The sequence below is a fragment of the Pigmentiphaga sp. H8 genome (genome assembly GCF_003854895.1).
Classification (GTDB): domain Bacteria; phylum Pseudomonadota; class Gammaproteobacteria; order Burkholderiales; family Burkholderiaceae_B; genus Pigmentiphaga.
On the sequence record NZ_CP033966.1, the window covers coordinates 3,109,381 to 3,130,178 of the forward strand.

The 20,798-nt window shown below is 68.2% G+C and carries 21 protein-coding genes; 5 read left to right on the top strand and 16 right to left on the bottom strand.

Going from position 1 to position 20,798, the window contains the following annotated elements:
- Position 1: 1 nt before the first annotated feature.
- Genes EGT29_RS14780 through EGT29_RS14795 form a run of 4 tightly spaced genes read left to right on the top strand, consistent with a single transcriptional unit; the run spans position 2 to position 3,496 of the window.
- Positions 2 to 790: an aspartate/glutamate racemase family protein gene (locus tag EGT29_RS14780; protein ID WP_124689704.1), complete on the top strand. Its 789-nt coding sequence runs from the start codon at positions 2 to 4 to the stop codon at positions 788 to 790.
- The gene (locus tag EGT29_RS14785) at positions 787 to 2,037 is read left to right on the top strand and encodes a Zn-dependent hydrolase (RefSeq protein ID WP_124689705.1); all 1,251 of its coding nucleotides are present in this window, start codon (positions 787 to 789) and stop codon (positions 2,035 to 2,037) included. The genes EGT29_RS14780 and EGT29_RS14785 overlap by 4 nt, the downstream gene beginning before the upstream one ends.
- A gap of 21 nt (positions 2,038 to 2,058) precedes the next feature.
- Positions 2,059 to 3,051, top strand: a complete 993-nt coding sequence (locus EGT29_RS14790; RefSeq protein ID WP_124689706.1) for a hydroxyacid dehydrogenase — start codon at positions 2,059 to 2,061, stop codon at positions 3,049 to 3,051.
- 31 nt (positions 3,052 to 3,082) lie between these two features.
- Positions 3,083 to 3,496, top strand: a complete 414-nt coding sequence (locus EGT29_RS14795) for a VOC family protein (protein WP_124689707.1) — start codon at positions 3,083 to 3,085, stop codon at positions 3,494 to 3,496.
- Positions 3,497 to 3,500: 4 nt separating this feature from the next.
- Here EGT29_RS14795 and EGT29_RS14800 read toward each other — a convergent pair whose 3' ends face one another.
- The 16 genes from EGT29_RS14800 to rpsB form a co-directional block, all read right to left on the bottom strand.
- Entirely contained in the window at positions 3,501 to 4,295 is a 795-nt protein-coding gene (locus tag EGT29_RS14800) for an RNA methyltransferase (RefSeq protein WP_124689708.1), read from the bottom strand.
- A gap of 30 nt (positions 4,296 to 4,325) precedes the next feature.
- Positions 4,326 to 5,102, bottom strand: coding sequence for a ribonuclease HII (rnhB, locus tag EGT29_RS14805; protein WP_124689709.1), 777 nt, complete (start codon positions 5,100 to 5,102; stop codon positions 4,326 to 4,328).
- Entirely contained in the window at positions 5,095 to 6,219 is a 1,125-nt protein-coding gene (lpxB, locus tag EGT29_RS14810) for a lipid-A-disaccharide synthase (protein WP_124692368.1), read from the bottom strand. Before lpxB ends, rnhB begins: the two co-directional genes overlap by 8 nt.
- Before the next feature lie 41 nt (positions 6,220 to 6,260).
- Positions 6,261 to 7,049, bottom strand: coding sequence for an acyl-ACP--UDP-N-acetylglucosamine O-acyltransferase (gene lpxA / locus EGT29_RS14815; protein WP_124689710.1), 789 nt, complete (start codon positions 7,047 to 7,049; stop codon positions 6,261 to 6,263).
- 12 nt (positions 7,050 to 7,061) lie between these two features.
- Positions 7,062 to 7,508, bottom strand: a complete 447-nt coding sequence (gene fabZ / locus EGT29_RS14820; protein ID WP_087837396.1) for a 3-hydroxyacyl-ACP dehydratase FabZ — start codon at positions 7,506 to 7,508, stop codon at positions 7,062 to 7,064.
- A 52-nt stretch (positions 7,509 to 7,560) separates the two neighbouring features.
- Positions 7,561 to 8,679 (bottom strand): UDP-3-O-(3-hydroxymyristoyl)glucosamine N-acyltransferase, encoded by a 1,119-nt coding sequence (lpxD, locus tag EGT29_RS14825; RefSeq protein ID WP_124689711.1) that lies wholly within the window; start codon positions 8,677 to 8,679, stop codon positions 7,561 to 7,563.
- Between the two features lie 43 nt (positions 8,680 to 8,722).
- Positions 8,723 to 9,286 carry an OmpH family outer membrane protein gene (locus tag EGT29_RS14830; RefSeq protein WP_087837430.1) on the bottom strand — a complete coding sequence of 188 codons (564 nt, stop codon included), beginning with the start codon at positions 9,284 to 9,286 and terminating at the stop codon, positions 8,723 to 8,725.
- Positions 9,287 to 9,443: 157 nt separating this feature from the next.
- The gene (gene bamA, locus EGT29_RS14835; protein WP_238159992.1) at positions 9,444 to 11,738 is read right to left on the bottom strand and encodes an outer membrane protein assembly factor BamA; all 2,295 of its coding nucleotides are present in this window, start codon (positions 11,736 to 11,738) and stop codon (positions 9,444 to 9,446) included.
- Between the two features lie 120 nt (positions 11,739 to 11,858).
- Positions 11,859 to 13,193: an RIP metalloprotease RseP gene (rseP, locus tag EGT29_RS14840; RefSeq protein WP_124689712.1), complete on the bottom strand. Its 1,335-nt coding sequence runs from the start codon at positions 13,191 to 13,193 to the stop codon at positions 11,859 to 11,861.
- Positions 13,194 to 13,360: 167 nt separating this feature from the next.
- Positions 13,361 to 14,575 (bottom strand): 1-deoxy-D-xylulose-5-phosphate reductoisomerase, encoded by a 1,215-nt coding sequence (locus tag EGT29_RS14845; protein ID WP_124689713.1) that lies wholly within the window; start codon positions 14,573 to 14,575, stop codon positions 13,361 to 13,363.
- Positions 14,572 to 15,423 carry a phosphatidate cytidylyltransferase gene (locus EGT29_RS14850; RefSeq protein ID WP_124689714.1) on the bottom strand — a complete coding sequence of 284 codons (852 nt, stop codon included), beginning with the start codon at positions 15,421 to 15,423 and terminating at the stop codon, positions 14,572 to 14,574. Before EGT29_RS14850 ends, EGT29_RS14845 begins: the two co-directional genes overlap by 4 nt.
- A gap of 4 nt (positions 15,424 to 15,427) precedes the next feature.
- The gene (gene uppS, locus EGT29_RS14855; protein ID WP_124689715.1) at positions 15,428 to 16,207 is read right to left on the bottom strand and encodes a polyprenyl diphosphate synthase; all 780 of its coding nucleotides are present in this window, start codon (positions 16,205 to 16,207) and stop codon (positions 15,428 to 15,430) included.
- 36 nt (positions 16,208 to 16,243) lie between these two features.
- A complete protein-coding gene (gene frr / locus EGT29_RS14860; protein WP_124689716.1) occupies positions 16,244 to 16,804 on the bottom strand; it encodes a ribosome recycling factor in 561 nt (186 codons plus the stop codon).
- 28 nt (positions 16,805 to 16,832) lie between these two features.
- Positions 16,833 to 17,564 (bottom strand): UMP kinase, encoded by a 732-nt coding sequence (gene pyrH / locus EGT29_RS14865; RefSeq protein ID WP_124689717.1) that lies wholly within the window; start codon positions 17,562 to 17,564, stop codon positions 16,833 to 16,835.
- 209 nt (positions 17,565 to 17,773) lie between these two features.
- Positions 17,774 to 18,655: a translation elongation factor Ts gene (gene tsf, locus EGT29_RS14870; RefSeq protein WP_124689718.1), complete on the bottom strand. Its 882-nt coding sequence runs from the start codon at positions 18,653 to 18,655 to the stop codon at positions 17,774 to 17,776.
- Between the two features lie 258 nt (positions 18,656 to 18,913).
- The gene (gene rpsB / locus EGT29_RS14875) at positions 18,914 to 19,663 is read right to left on the bottom strand and encodes a 30S ribosomal protein S2 (protein WP_124689719.1); all 750 of its coding nucleotides are present in this window, start codon (positions 19,661 to 19,663) and stop codon (positions 18,914 to 18,916) included.
- A 316-nt stretch (positions 19,664 to 19,979) separates the two neighbouring features.
- Here rpsB and map point away from each other — a divergent pair, with 316 nt between their 5' ends.
- Positions 19,980 to 20,792, top strand: coding sequence for a type I methionyl aminopeptidase (map, locus tag EGT29_RS14880; protein WP_124689720.1), 813 nt, complete (start codon positions 19,980 to 19,982; stop codon positions 20,790 to 20,792).
- Positions 20,793 to 20,798 lie beyond the last annotated feature (6 nt).

Genomic DNA, 20,798 nt, shown 5'->3' on the forward strand with positions numbered 1-20,798 from the left:
GATGAAAGCAGTCGCCATGTACAGCCCCTACGGCTGGAAGGCCAAGATCGGCCTGATCGTGCCGTCCACCAACACCGTCAACGAACCCGAATTCTGGCGCCTCGCGCCCGAGGGCGTGACCATCCACACCGCCCGCGCCATGCTGCTGGGTCCCGCCACCGAGGAGTCCTACTACAAGATGGCCGAAGCGGTGAACGGCGCCGCCGACGAACTGGCCACGGCCGAGGTCGACGTGGTGGCCTACGGCTGCACCTCGGGCTCGATCATCTGCCCGCTGCCGGAACTGATCCGCAACATGAGCCAGCGCACCGGCACCCCGGCCATCGCCACCGCCGGCGCGGTCGTGGCCGCGCTGCGCGCGCTGGGCGCCCGCAAGATCGCGGTGGGCACGCCCTACGTCGATTTCGTCAACGAGAGCGAGGACAAATTCCTGCGCGACTACGGCTTCGACGTGCTGACGCTGCAAGGCCTGCGCCTGGGTGAAACCCAGGAGGAACGGCGCGGCATCGGCCGCGTGCCGCCCGAGATGGTGTTCCGGCTGGCCCGCGCGATCGACCGGCCCGACGCCGACGCGATCTTCATTTCGTGCACCAACCTCGCGACCTTCGACGTCATTGCCGAGATCGAGCGCGAGCTGGGCAAGCCGGTCGTGACCAGCAACCAGGCCTGCTTCTGGGCCTGCCTGCGCCTCCTGGGCCTGCGCACGTCCATCAGCGGCCACGGCACGCTGCTGGAGCACCAGCTCGATCCCATCGACGAATCCAGCTACGCGCTGCCGTCCGCGCGATGAACGTCCCGCCTCCCGACCTCGCGCTGGCCCCGGCGCTGTTCGCGCAGTTGCGCCGCGACGGCCACGACGGCGTGGGCATCACGCGCGATGCCTACGGCCCGGGGGAACAGCGCGCGCATGACGAGGCCGTGCGCCTGGCCCGCGCGCTGGACCTGGAGATCGCGCGCGACGCCGCGCTGAACCTGTACCTGACGCTGCCCGGCCGGGACCGGCGCGCGCCCCGCGTCATGACGGGGTCGCACCTGGACTCGGTGCCGGCCGGCGGCAACTACGATGGCGCCGCCGGCGTGGTGGCCGGGCTGGCGGTGCTGGCGGGTTGGCGGGCGGCCGGATTCGTGCCGCCGGCGGACGTAACGGTGATGGCCGTGCGCGCCGAGGAAAGCACCTGGTTCCCCTATTCCTACCTGGGCAGCAAGGCCGCCTTCGGACTGGTGGGCCGCGACGCGCTGCAACTGCGGCGCGCCGACACCGGCCGCCCGCTGGCCGAGCATCTGGCCGAATGCGGCGGCGACCCCGCCGCGTTCGGCGGCGCCTGGCTGGATCCCGCGCGCATCGCCCGCTTCGTCGAGCTGCACATCGAGCAAGGCCCCGTGCTGGTGGACGAGGCGCTGCCCGTGGGCATCGTCACCGGCATACGGGGCAGCCTGCGCTATCGCGATGCCCGGGTCCTGGGCAGCTACGCCCATTCGGGCGCGGTGCCGCGCGCCGGGCGGCGCGACGCCGTGCTCGCCGCCGCCCTGCTGGTGGCGGCCATCGACGAAGACTGGGAACGGCTGGAGGCGCAAGGCCTCGACCTGGTCGTGACCTTCGGCAAGTTCTGCACCAACCCCGCCCAGCACGCGTTCAGCAAGGTAGCCGGCGAAGTGGACCTGTGCGTGGACGTGCGCAGCCAGGACCGCCCGGCGCTGGACGAGGTCGATGCCCTGCTGGAGGTCCACGCGCGCAGGCTGGAACAGGCGACCGGCACGCGCATCGAACTGGGCCCGCGCACCGGCTCGGAACCCGCGCTGATGGACGCGGGCATCCAGCAGGCGCTGGAAGCCGCCGCGGCCCGCCACGGCATCGCCGCGCGCCGCATGGCCAGCGGCGCGGGGCACGACGCGGCGGTGTTCGCCCAGCGCGGTGTGCCCACCGGCATGGTGTTCGTACGCAACGACCACGGCTCGCACAATCCCGACGAACACATGGACATGGACGATTTCGCGCTGGGCACGCGCCTGCTGGCCGACGTCCTGGCCGCTCCCTGACTTTCTTTTCCTAGGAACACGATGAACCCACCCGTCTGCCTGGTCGTCCAGCCCATCCACCCCGCCGGCATCGCCCGCCTGCGGGCCGCCGGCATCGAAGCCCGCATGGCCAGCTCGGCCGACATGGCCACCGTGGCCCGCGAGATCGCGCCTTGCCAGGCCGTGATCACGCGCAACGCCGGGCTGGACACGGCCGCCGTCGAGGCCGGCACGCAACTGGCCGTGATCGCCAACCATGGCATAGGCACCAACAAGATCGACGTGGCACGCGCCACCGCGCTGTCGATTCCCATCGTCTACACCCCCACCGCGAATGCCCGCTCGGTGGCCGAGCACGCCATCATGCAGATGCTGGCGGTGGGCAAGCGACTGGCCGCCTGCGACCACGCGGTACGCACCGGCGACTGGGACTACCGCTACCGGCCCGGCTTGCAGGAACTGCACGGCAAGACCCTGGGCATCGTCGGCTTCGGCACCATCGGCCGGCTGACCGCCGCCATCGCGCTGCACGGCCTGGGCATGCGGGTCATCGTGTATTCGCCGGCCGTGCCCGCCGGCGAGATCACCGCCCAAGGCGCGCTGGCCTGCCCGGCGCTGGACGACATGCTGGCGCAGGCCGACGTGGTCTCGCTGCACCGGCCTTCCCGGGCCGATACCCGGCACATGATCGACGCGCGCGCGCTGGCGCGCATGAAGCCGACGGCCATCCTGGTCAACACCGCGCGCGCCGACCTGATCGACACCGACGCGCTGGCCGCGGCGCTGCGCGACCGGCGTATCGCTGGCGCCGCGCTGGACGTTTTCGAGCAGGAGCCCCTGCCCGCCGCACATCCCCTGTGCGGGCTGGACAACGCGCTGCTGACGCCCCACACTGCCGGCAGCACGGACGAGGCCCTGCGCGCCGCCGCCGAGCAGTGCGCCGACCAGATCATCGAGGTCCTGGCGGCACGCCGGCCGGGCCATCTGGTCAATCCGCAGGTCTGGGAAACCCGGCGCCTGCCCGTTCCGGCCTGACCCCGTCATCCTTCATTCACCGACCGTCATCATGCAATCGATCTTCCACCTGGCCTATAACGTCACCGACCTGGATCAGGCGCGCCGCTTCTACGGCGACGTCCTGGGCTGCGCCGAAGGGCGCAGCACCGACACCTGGGTCGACTTCGATTTCTTCGGCCACCAGATCTCGCTGCACCTGGGCACGCCGTTCCAGACCGAACGCACGGGCCACGTGGGCGACAAGCTCGTGCCCATGCCGCACCTGGGCGTGATCCTGCTGCTGGACGACTGGCAGGCGCTGGCGCGCCGCCTGCGGGAAGCCGGCACGGAATTCGTGCTGGAACCGCAGGTCCGCTTCCAGGGCCAGCCCGGCGAACAATGGACCATGTTCTTCACCGACCCGTTCGGCAACCCCATCGAGGTGAAGGGGTTCAAGTCCTTCGAGTCGGTGTACGCCGCCTGAGGATCTAGTCCGGCGCGAACCGGCGCCGGTGTTCGAACAGACACACGGCCACGGCCGCCCCCACGTTCAGCGACTCGGCCGCCGGTTCCTGCGGGATGCGCACCCGCAGCGCCGCGGCGGTTTGAAGCCCGGCGCGCACGCCTTGCCCTTCGTTGCCGAATACCCAGGCGCAGTGCCGCGGCAGCGCGGCCTGGTACAGGCCGACGGCATCCTCGAGCGTGGTCGCCACCAGCGGCACGTCCAGGCGCGCGAGTAGGGCCTGCAAATCGACCCGTTCATGGATGGTCAGCGAGAAATGCGCGCCCTGCCCCGAGCGCAGCACCTTGGGCGACCAGGCGAAGGCGGTCTCGTCCGACAGGAAGACATGGCGCACGCCGGCCGCCGCGCAGGTACGCAGGATGGAGCCGACGTTGCCCGGGTCCTGGACCCGATCGAGCAGCACGCAGTTGTCCGTCACGCGCTCGGGCAGCGGCGGCGCCGGGGTCTCGACCACGAACACCACGCCCTGACCGGCCTGCACGTGCTCCAGGTCGTCGATCAGGTTGCCGTCCAGCCAGACCTGGCGGTCGGCCGGTATCTCGTCGCGCAAGGCCATGACTTCGGCGCTGGCCCGCTCGCCTTCCAGCCGCCGGGCATCGAAGACCGCATGGCGGGGCAGGCCCCGCCATTGCAGGTAGGCCTGGCACAGATGCACGCCTTCCAGCACGGACAGGCCGGCCTCGCGCCGCGCCTGAGAGGCCTGCGTCAGCTTGCGCAGCGACTTGAATAGCGGATTGTCGCGCGAGGCGATGCGTTTCATGGTCGGTATTCCAGGCGGCGGCCCGCGCGGCTAGGCGCGCGGTTTGGCACGGCGGCGGCGCGGAGCCGGCGCCTCGGGTTCGGGCAGGTCGTCCCAGGGCAGCAGGCTGTCCATCACCTGGGCAACCAGCGTTTCGGGCTCGGGAATGCCCAGGGCGCGGCGCACGGGTTCGAAGCTGCGGCGGTGCTCGGGACACGGGCCGTGCTCCAGCAGGCAGCGCAGATGGTCAGGGGTACCGTAGCCCTTGTGCCGATCGAAGCCGTACATGGGATAGCTGGCGTGCAGCCGGACCAGTTCGGCGTCGCGCGCGGTCTTGGCCAGGATGGAGGCAGCCGAGATCGCCTGCACCTGCGCATCGCCGCCGATCACGGTCTGCACCCGGCAGGCCAGCGCCGGCGCGCGGTTGCCGTCCACCTGCACCAGGTCGGGCACGCAGCCCAGCCCGTCGACCGCTCGCCGCATGGCCAGCATGGTGGCGTTCAGGATGTTCAGCGTATCGATCTCGGTCACGCTGACGCTGGCCACGCACCAGGCCAGCGCGCGTTCCTGGATCAGGGGGGCGAGTTCGTCGCGCGCGCGCTCGCTCAGCATCTTGGAATCGTTCAGGCCATCGACCGGACGAGCCGGGTCCAGGATGACGGCCGCCGCGTAGACCGGCCCGGCCAGGGGCCCCCGGCCGGCTTCGTCCACGCCGGCCACGCGCAGGGTCAGCAACGTCTCGGCATCGAAGGCCGACAGCAGGTCCGCGCCCGGCGATTCCACGGCGGTCCAGCCCAGTTCGGTCTGCACCCAGCCCTTCTCAGCCATGGCCGGCCACCTCCAGGATCGCCTGGCTGGCCAGGGCCGGCGTGTCGCGTACCAGGTCGTCGTGCAAGGCGGTGAAGCGTTCCTCGAGCCGGCGGATGGCGGCCTCGTCGGTCATCGCCTTCCAGGCCGCGTCGGCCAGCGCGCGCGGCGTGGCCTCGTCCTGCAGCAGTTCCGGCACGACCGTGTCGCGGCACAGCACGTTGGGCAGCCCGACCCAGGGCAGATAGGCCTGGCGCCGCATGATCCACCAGGACAGCCTGGGCAGCACGTAGGAAATGACCATGGGGCGCTTGAACAGGGCCGCTTCCAGCGTGGCGGTGCCGCTGGCAACCAGGACCGCGTTGCAGGCGGCCAGGATGTCGTGCGTGCCGCCTATGACGGTGTGCAGGTTGGCCAGCCCGCCCACGGCCGCGGCATGCGCCAGGAACTCGCGCTCGCGCTCGGCATTGGCCATGGGCGCCCACAGTTGCAGGCCCGGATCGCGCGCCTGCAGCAGCTTGGCGGCGGCCAGGAAGCGCGGGGCAAGGTGCCGCATCTCGCCCGCCCGGCTGCCGGGCATCAGCGCCAGCACCCGCGCGTCGGCGGCCATGCCGTGACGGGCCCTGGCCGCGGCACGGTCGGGCACGCGGTCGACGATGCGTGCCAGCGGATGGCCAACATAGGTCACGGGAACGCCGGCGTCGCGGTAAATCTGTTCCTCGAACGGGAACACCACCAGCATGTGCGAAACGGCCTCGCGGATCTTGTTGATGCGCTCGCCCCGCCAGGCCCACAGCGAGGGCCCGATGAAATGCACGGTGGGGATGCCGCCCTCGCGCAGGGCATGCTCCAGGCCGAAATTGAAATCGGGCGCGTCGACCCCGACGAAGGCCGCCGGCCGTTCGGCCAGCCAGCGCTCGCGCAGGGTGCGGCGGATGCCGAGCAGTTCCGGCAGGTGCATCAGCACGTCGGCGTAGCCGTTCACGGCCAGCTTGTGCATGGGATACCAGGCATCGAACCCCTGGGCCTGCATCTTGGGGCCGCCTATGCCCGCCAGCGCCAGTTGCGGCGCCCGTTCGCGCAGGGCCTCGACCACCGTGGCCGCCAGCAGATCGCCCGAAGGCTCTCCCGCCACCATGCCGATGGACGCCTTGCCCTCACCCGGCACGCCGGCCTCCGTCAGCGCACGATACCGCGGGTGGCGGTATCGAGGAAGGCCAGCAAGGTGGACAGCGGGGCGTCGAGCTCGGGATCCTCGGCGCGCTTGGCCTGGAGTGCCGTACGCGCCTCGTCCAGCGTCAGGTTCTGGCGGTACAGCGTCTTGTAGGCCGCCCGCAGGCCGGAAACCTGCGCCGGCGTGAAGCCGCGCCGCTTCAGGCCTTCGACGTTGATGCCCACGGCGCGGGCCGGGCTGCCCGAGGACGTGACGAAAGGCGGCAGGTCCTGCAGCAGCGTCGAATGGACGCTGGTCATGGCATGCGCCCCGATCTTGACGAACTGATGCACGCCGGTCATGCCGCCCAGGAAGACGTGGTCGCCGATGTGCACGTGGCCGGCCAGTTGCGTGCCGTTGGCCAGGATGATGTGGCTGCCCAGCTGGCAGTCGTGCGCCACGTGCACGTAGGCCATGATCCAGTTGTCATTGCCCAGGCGCGTCGCGCCGGCGTCCTGCACCGTGCCGGTATTAAGGGTGCAGCACTCGCGTATGGTGTTGCGGTCGCCGATCTCGAGGCGGGTGGGCTCGCCGGCGTACTTCTTGTCCTGCGGCTCGGCGCCGACCGAGCACGACGGGAAGAAGCGGTTGCCCCGCCCTATCGTCGTATGGCCGTCGATGACGCAATGCGGCCCGATCTCGGTATCGGCGCCTATGCGCACGTTCGGCCCGATCATGCTGAACGGGCCAACCGTCACGCTGTCGTCCAGCTGCGCGGCCGGGTCGACGAGTGCGGTGGGATGTATCCTCGCCACGAAAAGCTTCCGTCAGGGTTCTAGGATGCGCATGGTGCACATCAGGTCGGCCTCGGCCGCGACCTGTCCGTCCACCAGCGCCTTGCCGTTGTACTTCCAGATGCCGCGCGACGAACGTTCCACATTGACTTCCAGGCGGAGCTGGTCGCCCGGGACCACCGGCCGCTTGAAGCGGGCGCCGTCGATGCCGACGAAGTAGTACACGGTGTTGTCGTCGGGCTTCTTGCCGGCCGCGGTGAACGACGTGATGGCGGCCGCCTGGGCCATGGCCTCCAGGATCAGCACGCCCGGCATGACGGGGTGATGCGGGAAATGGCCGGTGAAGAACGGTTCGTTGATCGACACGTTCTTGATCGCGAGGATCGATTCCCCGGGCTTGACGTCGATGACCCGATCGATGAGCAGCATCGGATAGCGATGCGGCAAATGGTCGAGTATCCCCTTGATGTCCATTTCCATACAGATTCCAGTATTTGATGCGCGGCGGGCCGCTGCGGCGCCCACCCGCCTTTTACTTCTTTTCCAGCGCCTTGATACGCTTGGCCATCGTGGCCAGGTGCCTGACAGCGACGGCGTTGCGCTCCCACTGGGCGTGCTCGGTCATCGGGAAGAAACCAGTGTACTGCCCCGGCTTGTCGATGTTGCTGTGCACCGGGGTGGCCGCCGAGATGAAGACGTCGTCGCCGATCTTCAGGTGGCCGCCTATCATCGCGGCGCCGCCGATGGAGCAGCGCTGGCCGATGGTGGTCGATCCGGCGATGCCCACGCAGGCGGCCATCGCGGTGTGGTCGCCGATGCGGCAGTTGTGGCCGATCATGATCTGGTTGTCGATCTTGACGCCATTGCCGATGACGGTATCGTCCAGCGCGCCGCGGTCGATGGTGGTGTTGGCGCCGACCTCGACGTCGTCGCCGATGCGCACGCCGCCGAACTGCGGGATCTTGGTCCAGGCGCCCTTGGCCCGCGACGGATCCGGCGCGAAACCGAAGCCGTCGCCGCCGATGACCGCGCCGGACAGAACGATGCAGCGCGCTCCCATGCTGACCCCCCGGTACAGCGTGACGCGCGCATGCAATACCGTATCGGCGCCGATGCGACAGCCCTCGCCCACGACGCAGCCCGCGCCGATGCGGGCGCGCGGCCCGATCTCCGCGCCGGCCTCGATGACCGCGAGCGGCCCCACGTGGGCGCTGGAATCGATGCTGGCGCCGGGCGCGACGACGGCCGACGGGTGGATGGCGCCGGCGGGCTGGGGATGCAGCTGCCGGTCGAACCATTGCCCGATCCGGGCGAACAGCAGATAGGGCGAATTGCACACCACCAGCGGCAGCGCCTGGTCGGCGCGGCCGGCCTGCGCGAGGCTTTCGCGATAGGCTTGCGCCACCTCGGCCGTAACCAGCACGACCGCTGCCTGGGCATCGATCAGTTGCGACTGGTAACGAGGATTGGCGACGAAACTCAGTTCCCGCGGTCCCGCATGCTCGAGGTTCGCGATGCCCGCGACCACGACTTCGCCGCTGGGAAGCGCTTGCGCGCCCCCCGGCTCGATCGTCCACGTCAACCCGGTGGTATCGGTTTCGTCGAGCAGCCGTTGCAGCGCCGGCGCGGTCGTGTCAAGCAGGATGGGCATGCGAAGCTCGCGCGGACGACAGGAACATGCGAGAGCGGCGCAATTACTTGGCGCCGCTGTTCAGGGCCTTCAGGACCTTGTCGGTGATGTCGACGCGCGGGCTGACCACGACGGCTTCCTGGAAGATCAGGTCGTAGTTTTCCTGCTCGGCGATCTGCTTGATCACGCGGTTGGCGCGCTCGAGGATCTGCGAGAGTTCCTCGTTGCGGCGCTGGTTCAGGTCCTCCTGGAACTCGCGGCGCTTGCGCTGGAAGTCCTTGTCGAGGTCGCTCAGGTCGCGCTGGCGGCGGGTGCGGTCGGATTCGGACAGCACGGCGCTGTCCTTGTCCAACTGTTCCGACTGGGTGCGCAGGCGATTTGCCATGTCTTGCAGCTCGGCATCGCGCTTCTTGAAGTCGGCCTCGATCTTGGCCTGGGCCGCCTTGGCCGGGGCGGCGTCGCGGAAGATCCGCTCGGTGTTGACGAAGCCGATCTTGACCGGGGCCTGGGATGCCTGGGCATGAGCCGCGCCGACAGCGGCACTAGAAAGCACCAGAGCCGCCAGCACCCGGCCGGCACCCTTGACTGCAGAGGACGCGGTCAGACTGGTAGCAGATGTCGAAAACATGCGGATCATTTATTTCTCGCTAGGAAGGTAGTCGTGTATTTTGCCACTAATGGCGCCGGGCCGGGCAAGCGCCCGGGGCCTGGCCCTGGTAATTGGTTGTAGCAGAAAAATTCCCGGGCGGGCATAGGCCTTGCGGCCACCCGCCTCTTTCGCGTCGTCAGAACCCCGTGCCGATCTGGAACTGGAAGCTCTGGGTCCGGTCCTGGGGCTTGGCGTTGAGCGCCTTGCCGAAGGAAATCTTCAGCGGACCGATGGGCGATTGCCAGCTCAGGCCGATACCGGCCGAGTACCGCAGCTGGCCCAGGTTGATGTTCTCCTCGTCGGCGTAGACGTTACCCGCGTCGGCGAACAGGAACCAGCGCAGCGTGCGGTCCTGCTGGGTGCCGGGGAACGGCAGCAGCAGTTCGGCATTGGCAATGACCCGCTTGGCGCCGCCCAGGCTGTCGCCGTTCTTGCTGTCGCGCGGGCCCAGCGAACCGCCGTCGTAGCCGCGCACCGACCCGATACCGCCGGCGTACACGTTCTTGAGCAGCGGGTACGGCCGGCCACCGAAGCCCTTGCCGTAGTCGACTTGGCCGTTCAGCGCCAGCGTCATGCTGCGCGTGATGGGCCAGTAGTACTGGTGCTGGTAGCTGGCCTTGTAGTAGCGCAGGTCGCCGAACAGCGAGGTTTCGCCGGCGGCGCGCTGGTACGTGCCGCGCGTGGGCGCCAGCGCGCTGTCGCGCCGGTCGTTGCTCCAGCCCACCGAGAAGATGACGGCGTTGCTGCGCGCACCGAAGGTGTTGACGTAGTCGATGAAGCGCTGCGGGCTGCTGTCGTAGGTGTCGATGTCGTTGGCTTCCAGCGCGGTGCCGAAGAACACGCGCTGGGTTTCCGTGAAGGGCACGCCGAACGTCAGGCTCGCCCCCATGGTCTTGATGCGGTAGTCGCCGGTGTTGATCGACAGCGGACGCAGCGTACGGTAGTAGAGGCTGGTCGACCGGCTGATGCCATCCTGCGTGAAGTACGGGTTGGTCTGGCTGATCGCGATCGTGCGGTAGGTCTTGCCGGTGTTCAGCTCCAGGCCGGCGGTGGTGCCGCTGCCGAAGATGTTGTCCTGGCTGATACCCGCCGACAGCACCACCTTGTCGGTACTGCTGAAGCCCGCGCCCAGGTTGATCATGCCCGTGGGCTTTTCCTGGACGTTCACGTTGACGTCGATCTGGTCGGGCGTGCCCGGCACCGGCGGCGTCTCGATGTTGATGTTCTGGAAATAGCCCAGGCGGTCGATCCGGTCGCGCGACAGCTGGATCTTGCCGGCGTCGTACCAGGCGCTCTCGAGCTGGCGCATCTCGCGGCGGATCACGACGTCGCGGGTGCGGGTGTTGCCGCCGATGTTCACGCGGCGCACGTACACGCGGCGGTTGGGATCGACGAAGAAGGTGATGGCCGCGGTTTTTTTCTCGCGGTCGACCTGGGGCGTGGCATTGACGTTGCTGAAGGCGTAGCCCAGCTTGCCCAGGTGGTCGGTAATGGCCTTGCTGGAAGCGTTGACCTTCTCGGCCGAGAAGGTCTCGCCGGGCTTGACCGTGATCAGCTTGTTGAGGTCTTCGTCCAGGCCCAGCAGGTCGCCCGCCAGCTTGACGTCGCTGACCGAGTACTTGTCGCCCTCGGTGATGGACAGGGTGATGAAGATGTCCTTGCGGTCGGGCGAGATCGTGACCTGCGGCGAATCGACGTTGAACTCGAGGTAGCCGCGGTTCATGTAGTAGGAGCGCAGGGTTTCGATGTCGCCCTGCAGCTTCTGGCGGGAATACTGGTCGGCCTTGGTGTACCAGGTCAGCCAGCCCGGCGTGGTGAGCTGCAGCAGGTCCAGCAGCTCGCTTTCGCGGATGGCCTTGGCGCCGATGATCTTGATGCCCGCGATGCGCGCCACGTCGCCTTCGAAGATGTCGAAGGTGATTCCGACGCGATTGCGTTCGAGCGGCGTGATCGTGGGCACGATCTCGACCGAGTACTTGCCGCGCGCCAGGTACTGTCGCTTGAGCTCCTGCACGGCGCGGTCGAGCAAGGCGCGGTCGAAGATGCGGGCCTCGGCGAAGCCCACTTCGGCCAGCGACTTGAGCACGTTGGCGGACTCGAATTCACGCATGCCGTTGAAGGAGATCGCGGCGATCGCGGGGCGTTCGTCGACGATGACCACCACCACGTCGTTCTCGACCTCGATGCGCACGTCGCGGAAGAAGCCCGTGCCATACAGCGCGCGCACCGCCTGCGTGGCCTGCTCTTCGGTGAAGCGTTCGCCCACCTTGACCGGGAGGTACCCGAATACCGTGCCGGCTTCGGTGCGCTGGATGCCTTCCACCCGGATGTCGCGGACGACGAAGGGATCGAAGGCGTAGGCCAGCGGAGTGACCGCCATGGCCAGCAAAATGGACAGCAGACGCGGCATGCGCCGGGTGCGATTGGTCATGCGTAATCCCGGAGTTTTCTTAATTGAGTGATATGCGAAAGCGCGGCGTGCGGCTCGATCCGGCCCGGGCGGTCGAGGCACGGTCCACGGGGGCGGCGGGCAAGGCGGCGCGCATGGGTTCTAGGTCAGCAGTCGCGTAAAGTCGTTGAACAAGGCAACGGCCATCAGCACCATCAGGATGCCGAACCCGGCGCGCTGCCCCACTTCCATCCAGCGTTCCGGCGGCGGACTGCCCCGGATGATCTCGACGAGATAATACAGCAGGTGCCCCCCGTCCAGCATGGGGATGGGCAGGAGATTCAACACGCCCAGACTGACGCTGACCAGCGCCAGGAAGGCGATGTACGCTTCCAGCCCCATCCTGGCGGTCTGGCCGGCGTAGTCGGCGATGGTGACCGGCCCGCTCAGGTTGCTCAGCGCCACGTCCCCCACCAGCATCTTGCCCAGCATCCGCAGCGAGAACCAGGACACCTCGGCGGTGCGCTGGGCGCCCATGGCCAGGCTCTCGACCGGGCCGTGACGCACGGTGATGAGCTGGATGTCGCCGCCGATCTGGGCGCCGATGCGGCCCACCAGCGTACCGTCCGCCAGGCGTTCCTCGCGCGGCAGGACGTCGATCGCCAGCGCCGCGCCGTCGCGCACCACGGACAGGCGCAGCGGCTGGCCGGCGTGGGCCTGGATCAGCGTGATCAACTCGGTGGCCGAAGGATCCTTCTTGTCGCCCACCGCCACCACCCTGTCGCCGGCCAGGAGGCCCGCCTGGGCGGCGGCGCTCTCGGGCATGATGCCGCGGATCACGGGTTTCGGGCTGGCCAGGCCAAAGCCCTCGCGGCCCAGCACGTCGCCTTCCATCTGGCCCAGCGCGGCCTGGGAGAAATCGACCGGACGCACCCGGCGCTCGCCGCTGGCCGTCTGCACCTCGACCGCGGGACGCCCCTTGTCGGTCAGGCTCTTGAGCAGCATCCAGCGCGCGTCGCCCCAGGTACCCACCTCGGCGCCGTCGATGGCGAGAATGCGGTCGCCCGCCTGGACGCCCGCCGCGAAGGCCGGCGTGCCGGCCGCGGGAGCGCCCAGCACGGCGGCGGGCTCCTTGACGCCGGCCATGTTCAGCGCCGCGTACAGCAGCGCCGCCAGCACCAGGTTGAACACCGGTCCGGCCGCGACGATGGCGATGCGCTTGCCCACCGGCTGGGCGTTGAACGCCCGACCACGTTCGGCGGCGGAGACCTCGCCCTCGCGCTCGTCCAGCATCTTCACGTAGCCGCCCAGCGGGATCGCCGACAGGGCCCATTCCGTGCCGTGGCGGTCGGTGCGCTTGCACAGCACCTTGCCGAACCCCACCGAGAACCTCAGGATGCGCACCCCGCATGCGCGGGCCACGAGGTAGTGCCCAAGTTCATGGATCACCACCAGCACGCCCAGCGCGACGGCGAAGGCCGCCAACGTCAACAACATGGAAATCTCCTTGCTCCGGCGCCCTGCCCTGGCAGCCGAACCGACGATTTAACACGGAAATGCACGCCGGCTCCGGAAACACGCGGGGAATCTCGGTAAGCGAACATGACAGGATTATCGGCCAAAGGCCGGTGACCGGGAGCCTGGCGGCGCGGCAAGCGCGCCTCCTAGCGGCCCGTCCCGGCGTTCCGGGCCAGGGCCTCGCGGGCCCGTGCGCGGGCCTCGCCATCCAGGTCGAGCAAGCCATCCAGGCTGCCCAGCCGGCCCGCCACGCTCGTCCATGCGCCCTCCAGCACGGTCTCGATGATAGCCGCGATTGCCGGATAGGGGGCGGCGCCCCGCAGGAAAGCCTCGACCGCCACTTCGTTGGCGGCATTCAGGGCCACGCAGGCACCCTGCCCCGCGCGCAGCGCCTCGAAGGCCAGCCGCAGGCAGGGGAAACGGGCCAGGTCAGGGGCCTCGAAGTCCAGCCGGCCCAGGCGGGCCAGGTCGAGCGGCCCCACGCCCGTGGCGATGCGTTCGGGAAACGCCAGGCCGTACGCGATGGGGGTGCGCATGTCGGGATGGCCGAGTTGCGCCAGCACCGAGCCGTCGTCGTACTCGACCATGGAATGGATCACGCTTTGCGGGTGGACCACGACGTCGATGCGCTCCGGCGGCATCGCGAACAGCCAGTGCGCCTCGATGACCTCCAGCCCCTTGTTCAGCATGGTGGCCGAATCGACCGAGATCTTGCGCCCCATGGACCAATTGGGATGGGCACAGGCCTGGTCCGGCGTGACGTCCGCCAGGCTGTCCAGCGGCCGGGTGCGGAACGGGCCGCCGGAGGCGGTAAGCAGCAGCCGGCGCACGCCCGGCGCCGGCGCCTGGGCCGCCGAAGCACGGGCGCCATGCGGCAGGCACTGGAAGATGGCGTTGTGTTCGCTGTCGATAGGCAGGAGTTCGGCGCCGTTGTCGCGCACCGCGTCCATGAACAGGCGCCCCGCCACCACCAGGGCTTCCTTGTTGGCCAGCAGCACCCGCTTGCCCGCGCTGGCGGCCGCCAGCGCCGAAGGCAGCCCCGCGGCGCCCACGATGGCGGCCATGACCGTGTCGCTGGCCTCGTCGGCGGCGGTCTCGGCCAGCGCCTCGGCACCCACGCGGATCTCGGGCAGCCGTGCCCGGCCCCGCCAGGCGTCGACGAAACGCTGGCGCGCCGCGTCGTCGGGCACCACCACGACGGCGGCCTGGCTGGCTTCCGCCTGGGCGGCAAGCTGCTCCATGCGGCTGTGGGCGCTCAGGGCATGGACGCGGTAGCGCTGAGGATGGCGCGCGATCACGTCCAGCGTGCTGGCGCCGATGGAGCCGGTGGCGCCCAGCAGGGTGACGGTACGGAAGGTCATGACAGCAGGACGGCCAGCGGCAGGACGGGAATCAGGGCATCGATGCGATCCAGCACGCCGCCATGGCCCGGCAGCAGGCTGCTGGAATCCTTGATGCCGGCGCGCCGCTTGATCAGCGATTCGAACAGGTCGCCCGCGATGGACAGCGCCGCCAGCACCACCGCCAGGATCAGCGCCCCGGCCCATCCCCAGCGCGCGACCAGGGCGGCGCCGAAGGTACCGGGGAAGAAGCCGCAGGCCAGCACGAAGACCGCCACGCAGACGATGCCGCCCAGCGCGCCCTCGCGGGTCTTGCCCGGGCTGATGTGCGGCGCCAGCTTGTTGCGTCCCAATGCCCGGCCGACGAAATAGGCGGAGATGTCGGCGATCCAGACCACCGCCATCAGGGTCAGCAGGAACGGCATGCTGCGCGCGAACGCCGCGGTCAGCGCCGACCAGGCGGCCAGCAGCGCGAACGGCGCCAGCGCGGTCAGCCACGGGTTGCAGGGCTCGGCGTCGGGACTGGCGCGGAACAGCATGGGCACCAGAAGGCCCAGCCAGACCGCCGAGACGGCGATCCACAGGCCGCGCCAGACATCGCCGGCGGGCCCGGCCGACAGGTCGGCGCCGCCGCTGTTCCAGCGCCAGGCGATCAGGGCCGCGCCCAGCGCCGCGCCCGCCGCGATGGCGGGCAGGTGGGGACGGCCGGTGCCGCCGCGAGGCGACAGCGTCAGGCGCCACCACTCCCACAGCGCGCAACCCACGAACACGGCCATCAATATCTCGAAGGGCCGCGGATCGGCAACCGCCAGCACGGCGACCAGGACGATCAGCAGGACGATGGCGGTGACGACGCGTTGCCCGAGCATGGACTCAGCCGCCGTTGGAGGAGACGTCCGCCGGCGCCTTCAACTGGGCGCTGGTACGGCCGAAGCGGCGTTCGCGGCTGCGATACGACTTGCACGCCAGGTCCAGTTGCTCGGCATCGAAATCGGGCCAGAAGCAATCGGTGAAATACAGCTCGGTATAGGCCAGTTGCCAGACCAGGAAGTTGGAGATGCGCTTTTCGCCGCCCGTGCGGATGAACAGGTCCGGCTCGGGCGCGTAGGCCATCGACAGGTACGGCGACAGCATGGCCTCGTCCAGTTGCTCGGGATGGGCGGCCAGGTCCGGACGCGCGGCCAGCAGGCGGCGCGTGGCCTCCAGGATATCCCAGCGTCCGCCGTAGTTGGCGGCGATGGTCAGCGTCAGGCGGTCGTTGCCGCTGGTACGCGCTTCCACGTCGGCGATCAGCTCGCGCAGCCGGGGTTCGAACGCGCTGACGTCGCCCACGACCTTGAGCTTGATGCCGTTGCGGGCCAGCCGGGCGACTTCCCGCTCCAGCGCATGGACGAACAAGCGCATCAGCAGCGAGACCTCGTCGGCCGGCCGGCGCCAGTTCTCGGAACTGAAGGCGAACAGGGTCAGGTATTCGACGCCGCGGGCGGCGCAGGCTTCCACCACCGCCCTGACGGCATCCACGCCCTTCTTGTGGCCCGCCACGCGGGGCAGGAAGCGCTGCGTGGCCCAGCGGCCGTTGCCGTCCATGATGATCGCCACATGCCTGGGCACGGCGTCGGTACGGGGAACACCGAGGGTTGAACTCAGGGCCATGTCAGCTCCGCTGGGACCGAATGTACATGGCGGAATTCAAACCGTCATGATCTCCGCTTCTTTCTGCGTGACCACCTTGTCGATCTCGGCGACGAAACGGTCGGTCAGCTTCTGGACGTCGTCCTGCGCGCGGCGCTCTTCGTCCTCGGAGATTTCCTTGTCCTTGACCAGGCGCTTGAGCTGTTCGTTGGCGTCGCGGCGCAGGTTGCGCACGGCGACCTTGGCATCCTCGCCCTCGCCCTTGACCACCTTGGTCAGTTCGCGGCGGCGCTCTTCGGTCAGCGCCGGCATCGGCACGCGGATCAAGTCGCCCATGGACTGGGGATTGAGCCCCAGATCGGATTCGCGGATGGCCTTCTCGACCACCTGCGCCATTTTCTTTTCCCAGGCCTGGACGCTCAGGGTGCGCGCATCGAGCACGCTCACGTTGGCGACCTGGCTCAGCGGCACCATGGAGCCGTAGTACTCGACCTGGACGTGGTCCAGTATGCCGGCATGGGCACGACCCGTACGGATCTTCGCGAGACTGCCCTTCAGGGTGTCGATGGACTTGCCCATCTTGGTCTCGGCGTTTTTCTTGACGTCGGAAGCGCTCATTGCGGTCTCCTAAATGCTGAACAATCGATCAAACGTGCACCAGCGTGCCTTCGTCGTCGCCCGCGACGACGCGCTTCAGGGCGCCAGGCTTGTTGATCGAAAAAACCTTGATCGGCAGCTTCTGGTCGCGGCACAGCGCGAACGCCGTCGCATCCATCACTTCCAGGCGACGCACGATGGCCTCGTCGAAGCTGATGCGGCTGTAGCGCGTGGCCGTGGGATCCTTCTTGGGATCGGCGGAATAGATGCCGTCGACCTTGGTTGCCTTCAATACGATTTCGGCACCGACCTCGGCGCCGCGCAGGGCGGCGGCCGTATCGGTGGTGAAGAACGGGTTGCCCGTGCCGGCCGCGAAGATCACGACCTTGCCCTCTTCCAGGTAGCGCAGGGCCTTGGGGCGGATGTAGGGCTCGACCACCTGTTCGATGGTCAGCGCGGACTGCACGCGGGCATCGACGCCGCGGCGCTTGAGCGCATCCTGCAGCGCCAGCGAGTTCATGATGGTGGCCATCATGCCCATGTAGTCGGCGGTGGCGCGGTCCATGCCCTGGGCACCCGGCGCCACGCCGCGGAAGATGTTGCCGCCGCCGATGACCAGCGCCAGTTCGACGCCCGACTCGGCCACTTCGGCGATTTCCTCGACCATGCGGCCGATGGTCGCGCGGTTGATACCGAACGCATCGTCACCCATCAGGGCCTCGCCCGACAGCTTGAGCAGGACGCGCTTGTACGCCCCCGTTTTCGTTCCAGATGCGTTCATTTCCACCGTCATACATGCTCCCGCGCAATCGCCGACATCCGGCCCTTCCCCGCCCGCAGAGGCCCACCCTTCTGCGCTGCGTCACATCTACATCTTTACAACAGCCCCACTTCCCCCAGACGAGGCACGAGGGATCCGGCTCCGCCGGTCCCTCGAGGCCGCCCCCCGGGGGGCGCGCGCAAGCGCGTAGGGGGGTCAAACTACAGGGGTCAGCTTTTAGCAGCAGCAGCCTGGGCAGCGACTTCGGCGGCGAAGTCGGTGACCTTCTTCTCGATGCCTTCGCCCACGACGTACAGCACGAACTGCTGGACGGCGGAGTTCTTGGCCTTGAGCACCTGCTGCACGGTCTGCTTGTCGTCCTTGACGAACGGTTGCGACAACAGCGTAACCTCTTTCAGGAACTTCTGGACCGAACCTTCGACCATCTTGGCGACGATGTCGGCGGGCTTGCCCGATTCGGCGGCCTTCTGCTCGGCCACCGAACGCTCGCGCTGGATGTCGTCCTGCGACACGCCCGAGGCGTCCAGCGCCTTCGGCTTGGTGGCCGCGACGTGCATGGCGATGTCCTTGCCCAACGTTTCGTCGCCGGAGTACTCGACCAGCACGCCGATGCGGCCGCCGTGCACGTACTGGGCCAGCTTGTTCTCGGTCGCGATGCGGGTGAAGCGGCGGATGGAGATGTTCTCGCCGATCTTGCCGACCAGGGCGGTACGCACGCTTTCCACGGTGCCGTCACGGAACGCCAGCTCGGACAGGGCCGCGACGTCGGCCGGGTTGGCCTTGGCGATCAGCTCGGCGATATCGTTGGCGAACTGGACGAAATCGTCGTTCTTGGCCACGAAATCGGTTTCGCTGTTGACTTCGACGGCGACGCCGGTCTTGGCATCGGCCGAGACATACAGGGCCACCAGGCCTTCGGCGGTGACGCGGGCGGCGGCCTTGCTGGCCTTGCTGCCCAGCTTCACGCGCAGGATTTCCTCGGCCTTGGCCAGATCGCCACCGGCCTCGGTCAGCGCCTTCTTGCACTCCATCATGGGCGCGTCGGTCTTCTCGCGCAGTTCCTTGACCATTGCTGCGGTAATTTCGGCCATGATTACTCCTGACATCTTCCGCCCTTCACAAAGGCGGAAATATAGTTTGACTATAAAGAAGGGGCACAAGGCCCCTTCAAGCATTCACCTGCGAAAGCCCAGCCCCGGCCCAGACCCAGGATGCGGTGGATCCGGCTCCGCCGGTCCACCCGCATCGCCCCCTTGAGGGGGCGCCCGAAGGGCGTAGGGGGTGGGTTTCCCTTCCGGTCCACCCGCATCGCCCCCTGGGGGGCGCGCGCAAGCGCGTAGGGGGGGACCTTATTCCTCGCCTTCGACTTCCACGAACTCGTCGCCGCCTTCGGTCACGGCATCGACCACGCCTTGCAGGGCCTGCTCGCGGCCTTCGGCCACGGCGTCGGCCACGCCACGGGCGTACAGGGCGATCGCCTTGGACGAGTCGTCGTTGCCCGGGATGACATGGGCCACGCCGTCCGGCGAGTGGTTAGTATCGACCACGGCGACGACCGGAATGTTAAGCGCCTTGGCTTCGGTGACGGTAATTTTGTGATACCCGACGTCGATGATGAAGATCGCGTCCGGCAGGCCGTTCATGTCCTTGATGCCGCCGATGGACTTGTTCAGCTTCTCGAGCTCGCGCTGGAACATCAGCGCTTCTTTCTTGCTCATGCGCTCGGTCGCGCCCTCGGCCTGCATGGCTTCCATGTCCTTCAGGCGCTTGATCGAGGTCTTGACCGTCTTGAAGTTGGTCAGCATGCCGCCCAGCCAGCGGCTGTCGACGTAGGGCATGCCGCAGCGCTGCGCTTCCTCGGCGATGATCTCGCGAGCCGCGCGCTTGGTGCTGACGAACAGGATCGTGCCGCCACGGGCCGACAGTTGACGCACGAACTTCAGAGCGTCCTGGTACAGGGCCAGGGTCTTCTCGAGGTTGATGATGTGGATCTTGTTGCGATGGCCGAAGATATAGGGGGCCATCTTGGGGTTCCAGAAGCGGGTTTGGTGGCCGAAGTGGACACCGGCTTCCAGCATTTCGCGCATGCTAACGGACATATTGACTCCGAGGGTTGGGTCTTGCACCGTATCAGCACCCGCCCGGCCACATGAGGCCCGGCCGGCACCCTGGACGACACGGCGCGCGGTTGAAAATAGCGTTGAAAAACTTCCTGAAATCACAGGAAGCCTATAATTCTACTATTTTCCGGACCACCTGCTCAAGCGACCTGCCCGGCCCGGCCCTGGCCTTCGTCGCTTCCTGTTACAAGAAAGCCTCGCCACGCCCCCTTCGGAGGGCGTTCCAGGCTGGCTGCGGGGTCGCGACGGGCGGTCCGGGGCCATAATGGAGCGCACACAGCGCGGGAAGCAGATCATGAGCATCACCATCAAGTCGGCCGAGGAAATCGGGAAAATGCGCGAGGCCTGCCGGACGGCGGCCAGCGTGCTGGATTTCATCGCGCCCCACGTCAAGCCGGGCGTGACCACCGGCGAACTGGACCGGCTCTGCCTGGAATACATGACCGACGAACTGAAGGTGAAGTCGGCCACGATCGGCTATGCGCCGCCGGGCTACCCGCCCTTCACCGGGGCGATCTGTACCTCGGTCAACCACCAGGTCTGCCACGGCATACCCGGAGACAAGGTCCTGAAGAACGGCGACTCGCTCAACATCGACGTCACCATCATCAAGGACGGCTGGCACGGCGACACGAGCCGGATGTTCTTCGCCGGCGAACCGTCCATCCTGGCGCGCCGCCTCGCGCAGGTCACCTACGAATGCATGTGGCTGGGCATCGAGCAGGTCCGGCCCGGCGCCCATCTGGGCGACATCGGCCACGCCATCCAGAAACATGCCGAAGCCCATGGCTACAGCGTGGTCCGGGAGTTCTGCGGCCACGGCATCGGCCAGGTCTTCCACGAAGATCCGCAGGTGCTGCACTACGGCAAGCCCGGCACCGGCATCGAGCTGCTGCCCGGCATGATCTTCACGGTGGAACCCATGATCAACGCCGGACGCCGGGAAATCCGCGAACTGGCCGACGGCTGGACCATCGTGACCCGGGACCACAGCCTGTCGGCCCAGTGGGAACACACGGTGGTGGTGACGGACACGGGCTACGAGACCCTGACCGTCTCGCCCGGCATGCCCGCCCCGCCCAGCTTCGTCGCCGCCAAAGCCGCCTGACCCCTC

What these genes read in the sequence shown, in the direction of transcription:
- EGT29_RS14780 (WP_124689704.1), top strand. Translation starts at nt 2, where the DNA reads ATGAAAGCAGTCGCCATGTACAGCCCCTACGGCTGGAAGGCCAAGATC.
- EGT29_RS14785 (WP_124689705.1), top strand. Translation starts at nt 787, where the DNA reads ATGAACGTCCCGCCTCCCGACCTCGCGCTGGCCCCGGCGCTGTTCGCG.
- EGT29_RS14790 (WP_124689706.1), top strand. Translation starts at nt 2,059, where the DNA reads ATGAACCCACCCGTCTGCCTGGTCGTCCAGCCCATCCACCCCGCCGGC.
- EGT29_RS14795 (WP_124689707.1), top strand. Translation starts at nt 3,083, where the DNA reads ATGCAATCGATCTTCCACCTGGCCTATAACGTCACCGACCTGGATCAG.
- EGT29_RS14800 (WP_124689708.1), bottom strand. Translation starts at nt 4,295, where the DNA reads ATGAAACGCATCGCCTCGCGCGACAATCCGCTATTCAAGTCGCTGCGC.
- rnhB (WP_124689709.1), bottom strand. Translation starts at nt 5,102, where the DNA reads ATGGCTGAGAAGGGCTGGGTGCAGACCGAACTGGGCTGGACCGCCGTG.
- lpxB (WP_124692368.1), bottom strand. Translation starts at nt 6,219, where the DNA reads ATGGTGGCGGGAGAGCCTTCGGGCGATCTGCTGGCGGCCACGGTGGTC.
- fabZ (WP_087837396.1), bottom strand. Translation starts at nt 7,508, where the DNA reads ATGGAAATGGACATCAAGGGGATACTCGACCATTTGCCGCATCGCTAT.
- lpxD (WP_124689711.1), bottom strand. Translation starts at nt 8,679, where the DNA reads ATGCCCATCCTGCTTGACACGACCGCGCCGGCGCTGCAACGGCTGCTC.
- EGT29_RS14830 (WP_087837430.1), bottom strand. Translation starts at nt 9,286, where the DNA reads ATGTTTTCGACATCTGCTACCAGTCTGACCGCGTCCTCTGCAGTCAAG.
- bamA (WP_238159992.1), bottom strand. Translation starts at nt 11,738, where the DNA reads ATGACCAATCGCACCCGGCGCATGCCGCGTCTGCTGTCCATTTTGCTG.
- rseP (WP_124689712.1), bottom strand. Translation starts at nt 13,193, where the DNA reads ATGTTGTTGACGTTGGCGGCCTTCGCCGTCGCGCTGGGCGTGCTGGTG.
- EGT29_RS14845 (WP_124689713.1), bottom strand. Translation starts at nt 14,575, where the DNA reads ATGACCTTCCGTACCGTCACCCTGCTGGGCGCCACCGGCTCCATCGGC.
- EGT29_RS14850 (WP_124689714.1), bottom strand. Translation starts at nt 15,423, where the DNA reads ATGCTCGGGCAACGCGTCGTCACCGCCATCGTCCTGCTGATCGTCCTG.
- uppS (WP_124689715.1), bottom strand. Translation starts at nt 16,207, where the DNA reads ATGGCCCTGAGTTCAACCCTCGGTGTTCCCCGTACCGACGCCGTGCCC.
- frr (WP_124689716.1), bottom strand. Translation starts at nt 16,804, where the DNA reads ATGAGCGCTTCCGACGTCAAGAAAAACGCCGAGACCAAGATGGGCAAG.
- pyrH (WP_124689717.1), bottom strand. Translation starts at nt 17,564, where the DNA reads ATGAACGCATCTGGAACGAAAACGGGGGCGTACAAGCGCGTCCTGCTC.
- tsf (WP_124689718.1), bottom strand. Translation starts at nt 18,655, where the DNA reads ATGGCCGAAATTACCGCAGCAATGGTCAAGGAACTGCGCGAGAAGACC.
- rpsB (WP_124689719.1), bottom strand. Translation starts at nt 19,663, where the DNA reads ATGTCCGTTAGCATGCGCGAAATGCTGGAAGCCGGTGTCCACTTCGGC.
- map (WP_124689720.1), top strand. Translation starts at nt 19,980, where the DNA reads ATGAGCATCACCATCAAGTCGGCCGAGGAAATCGGGAAAATGCGCGAG.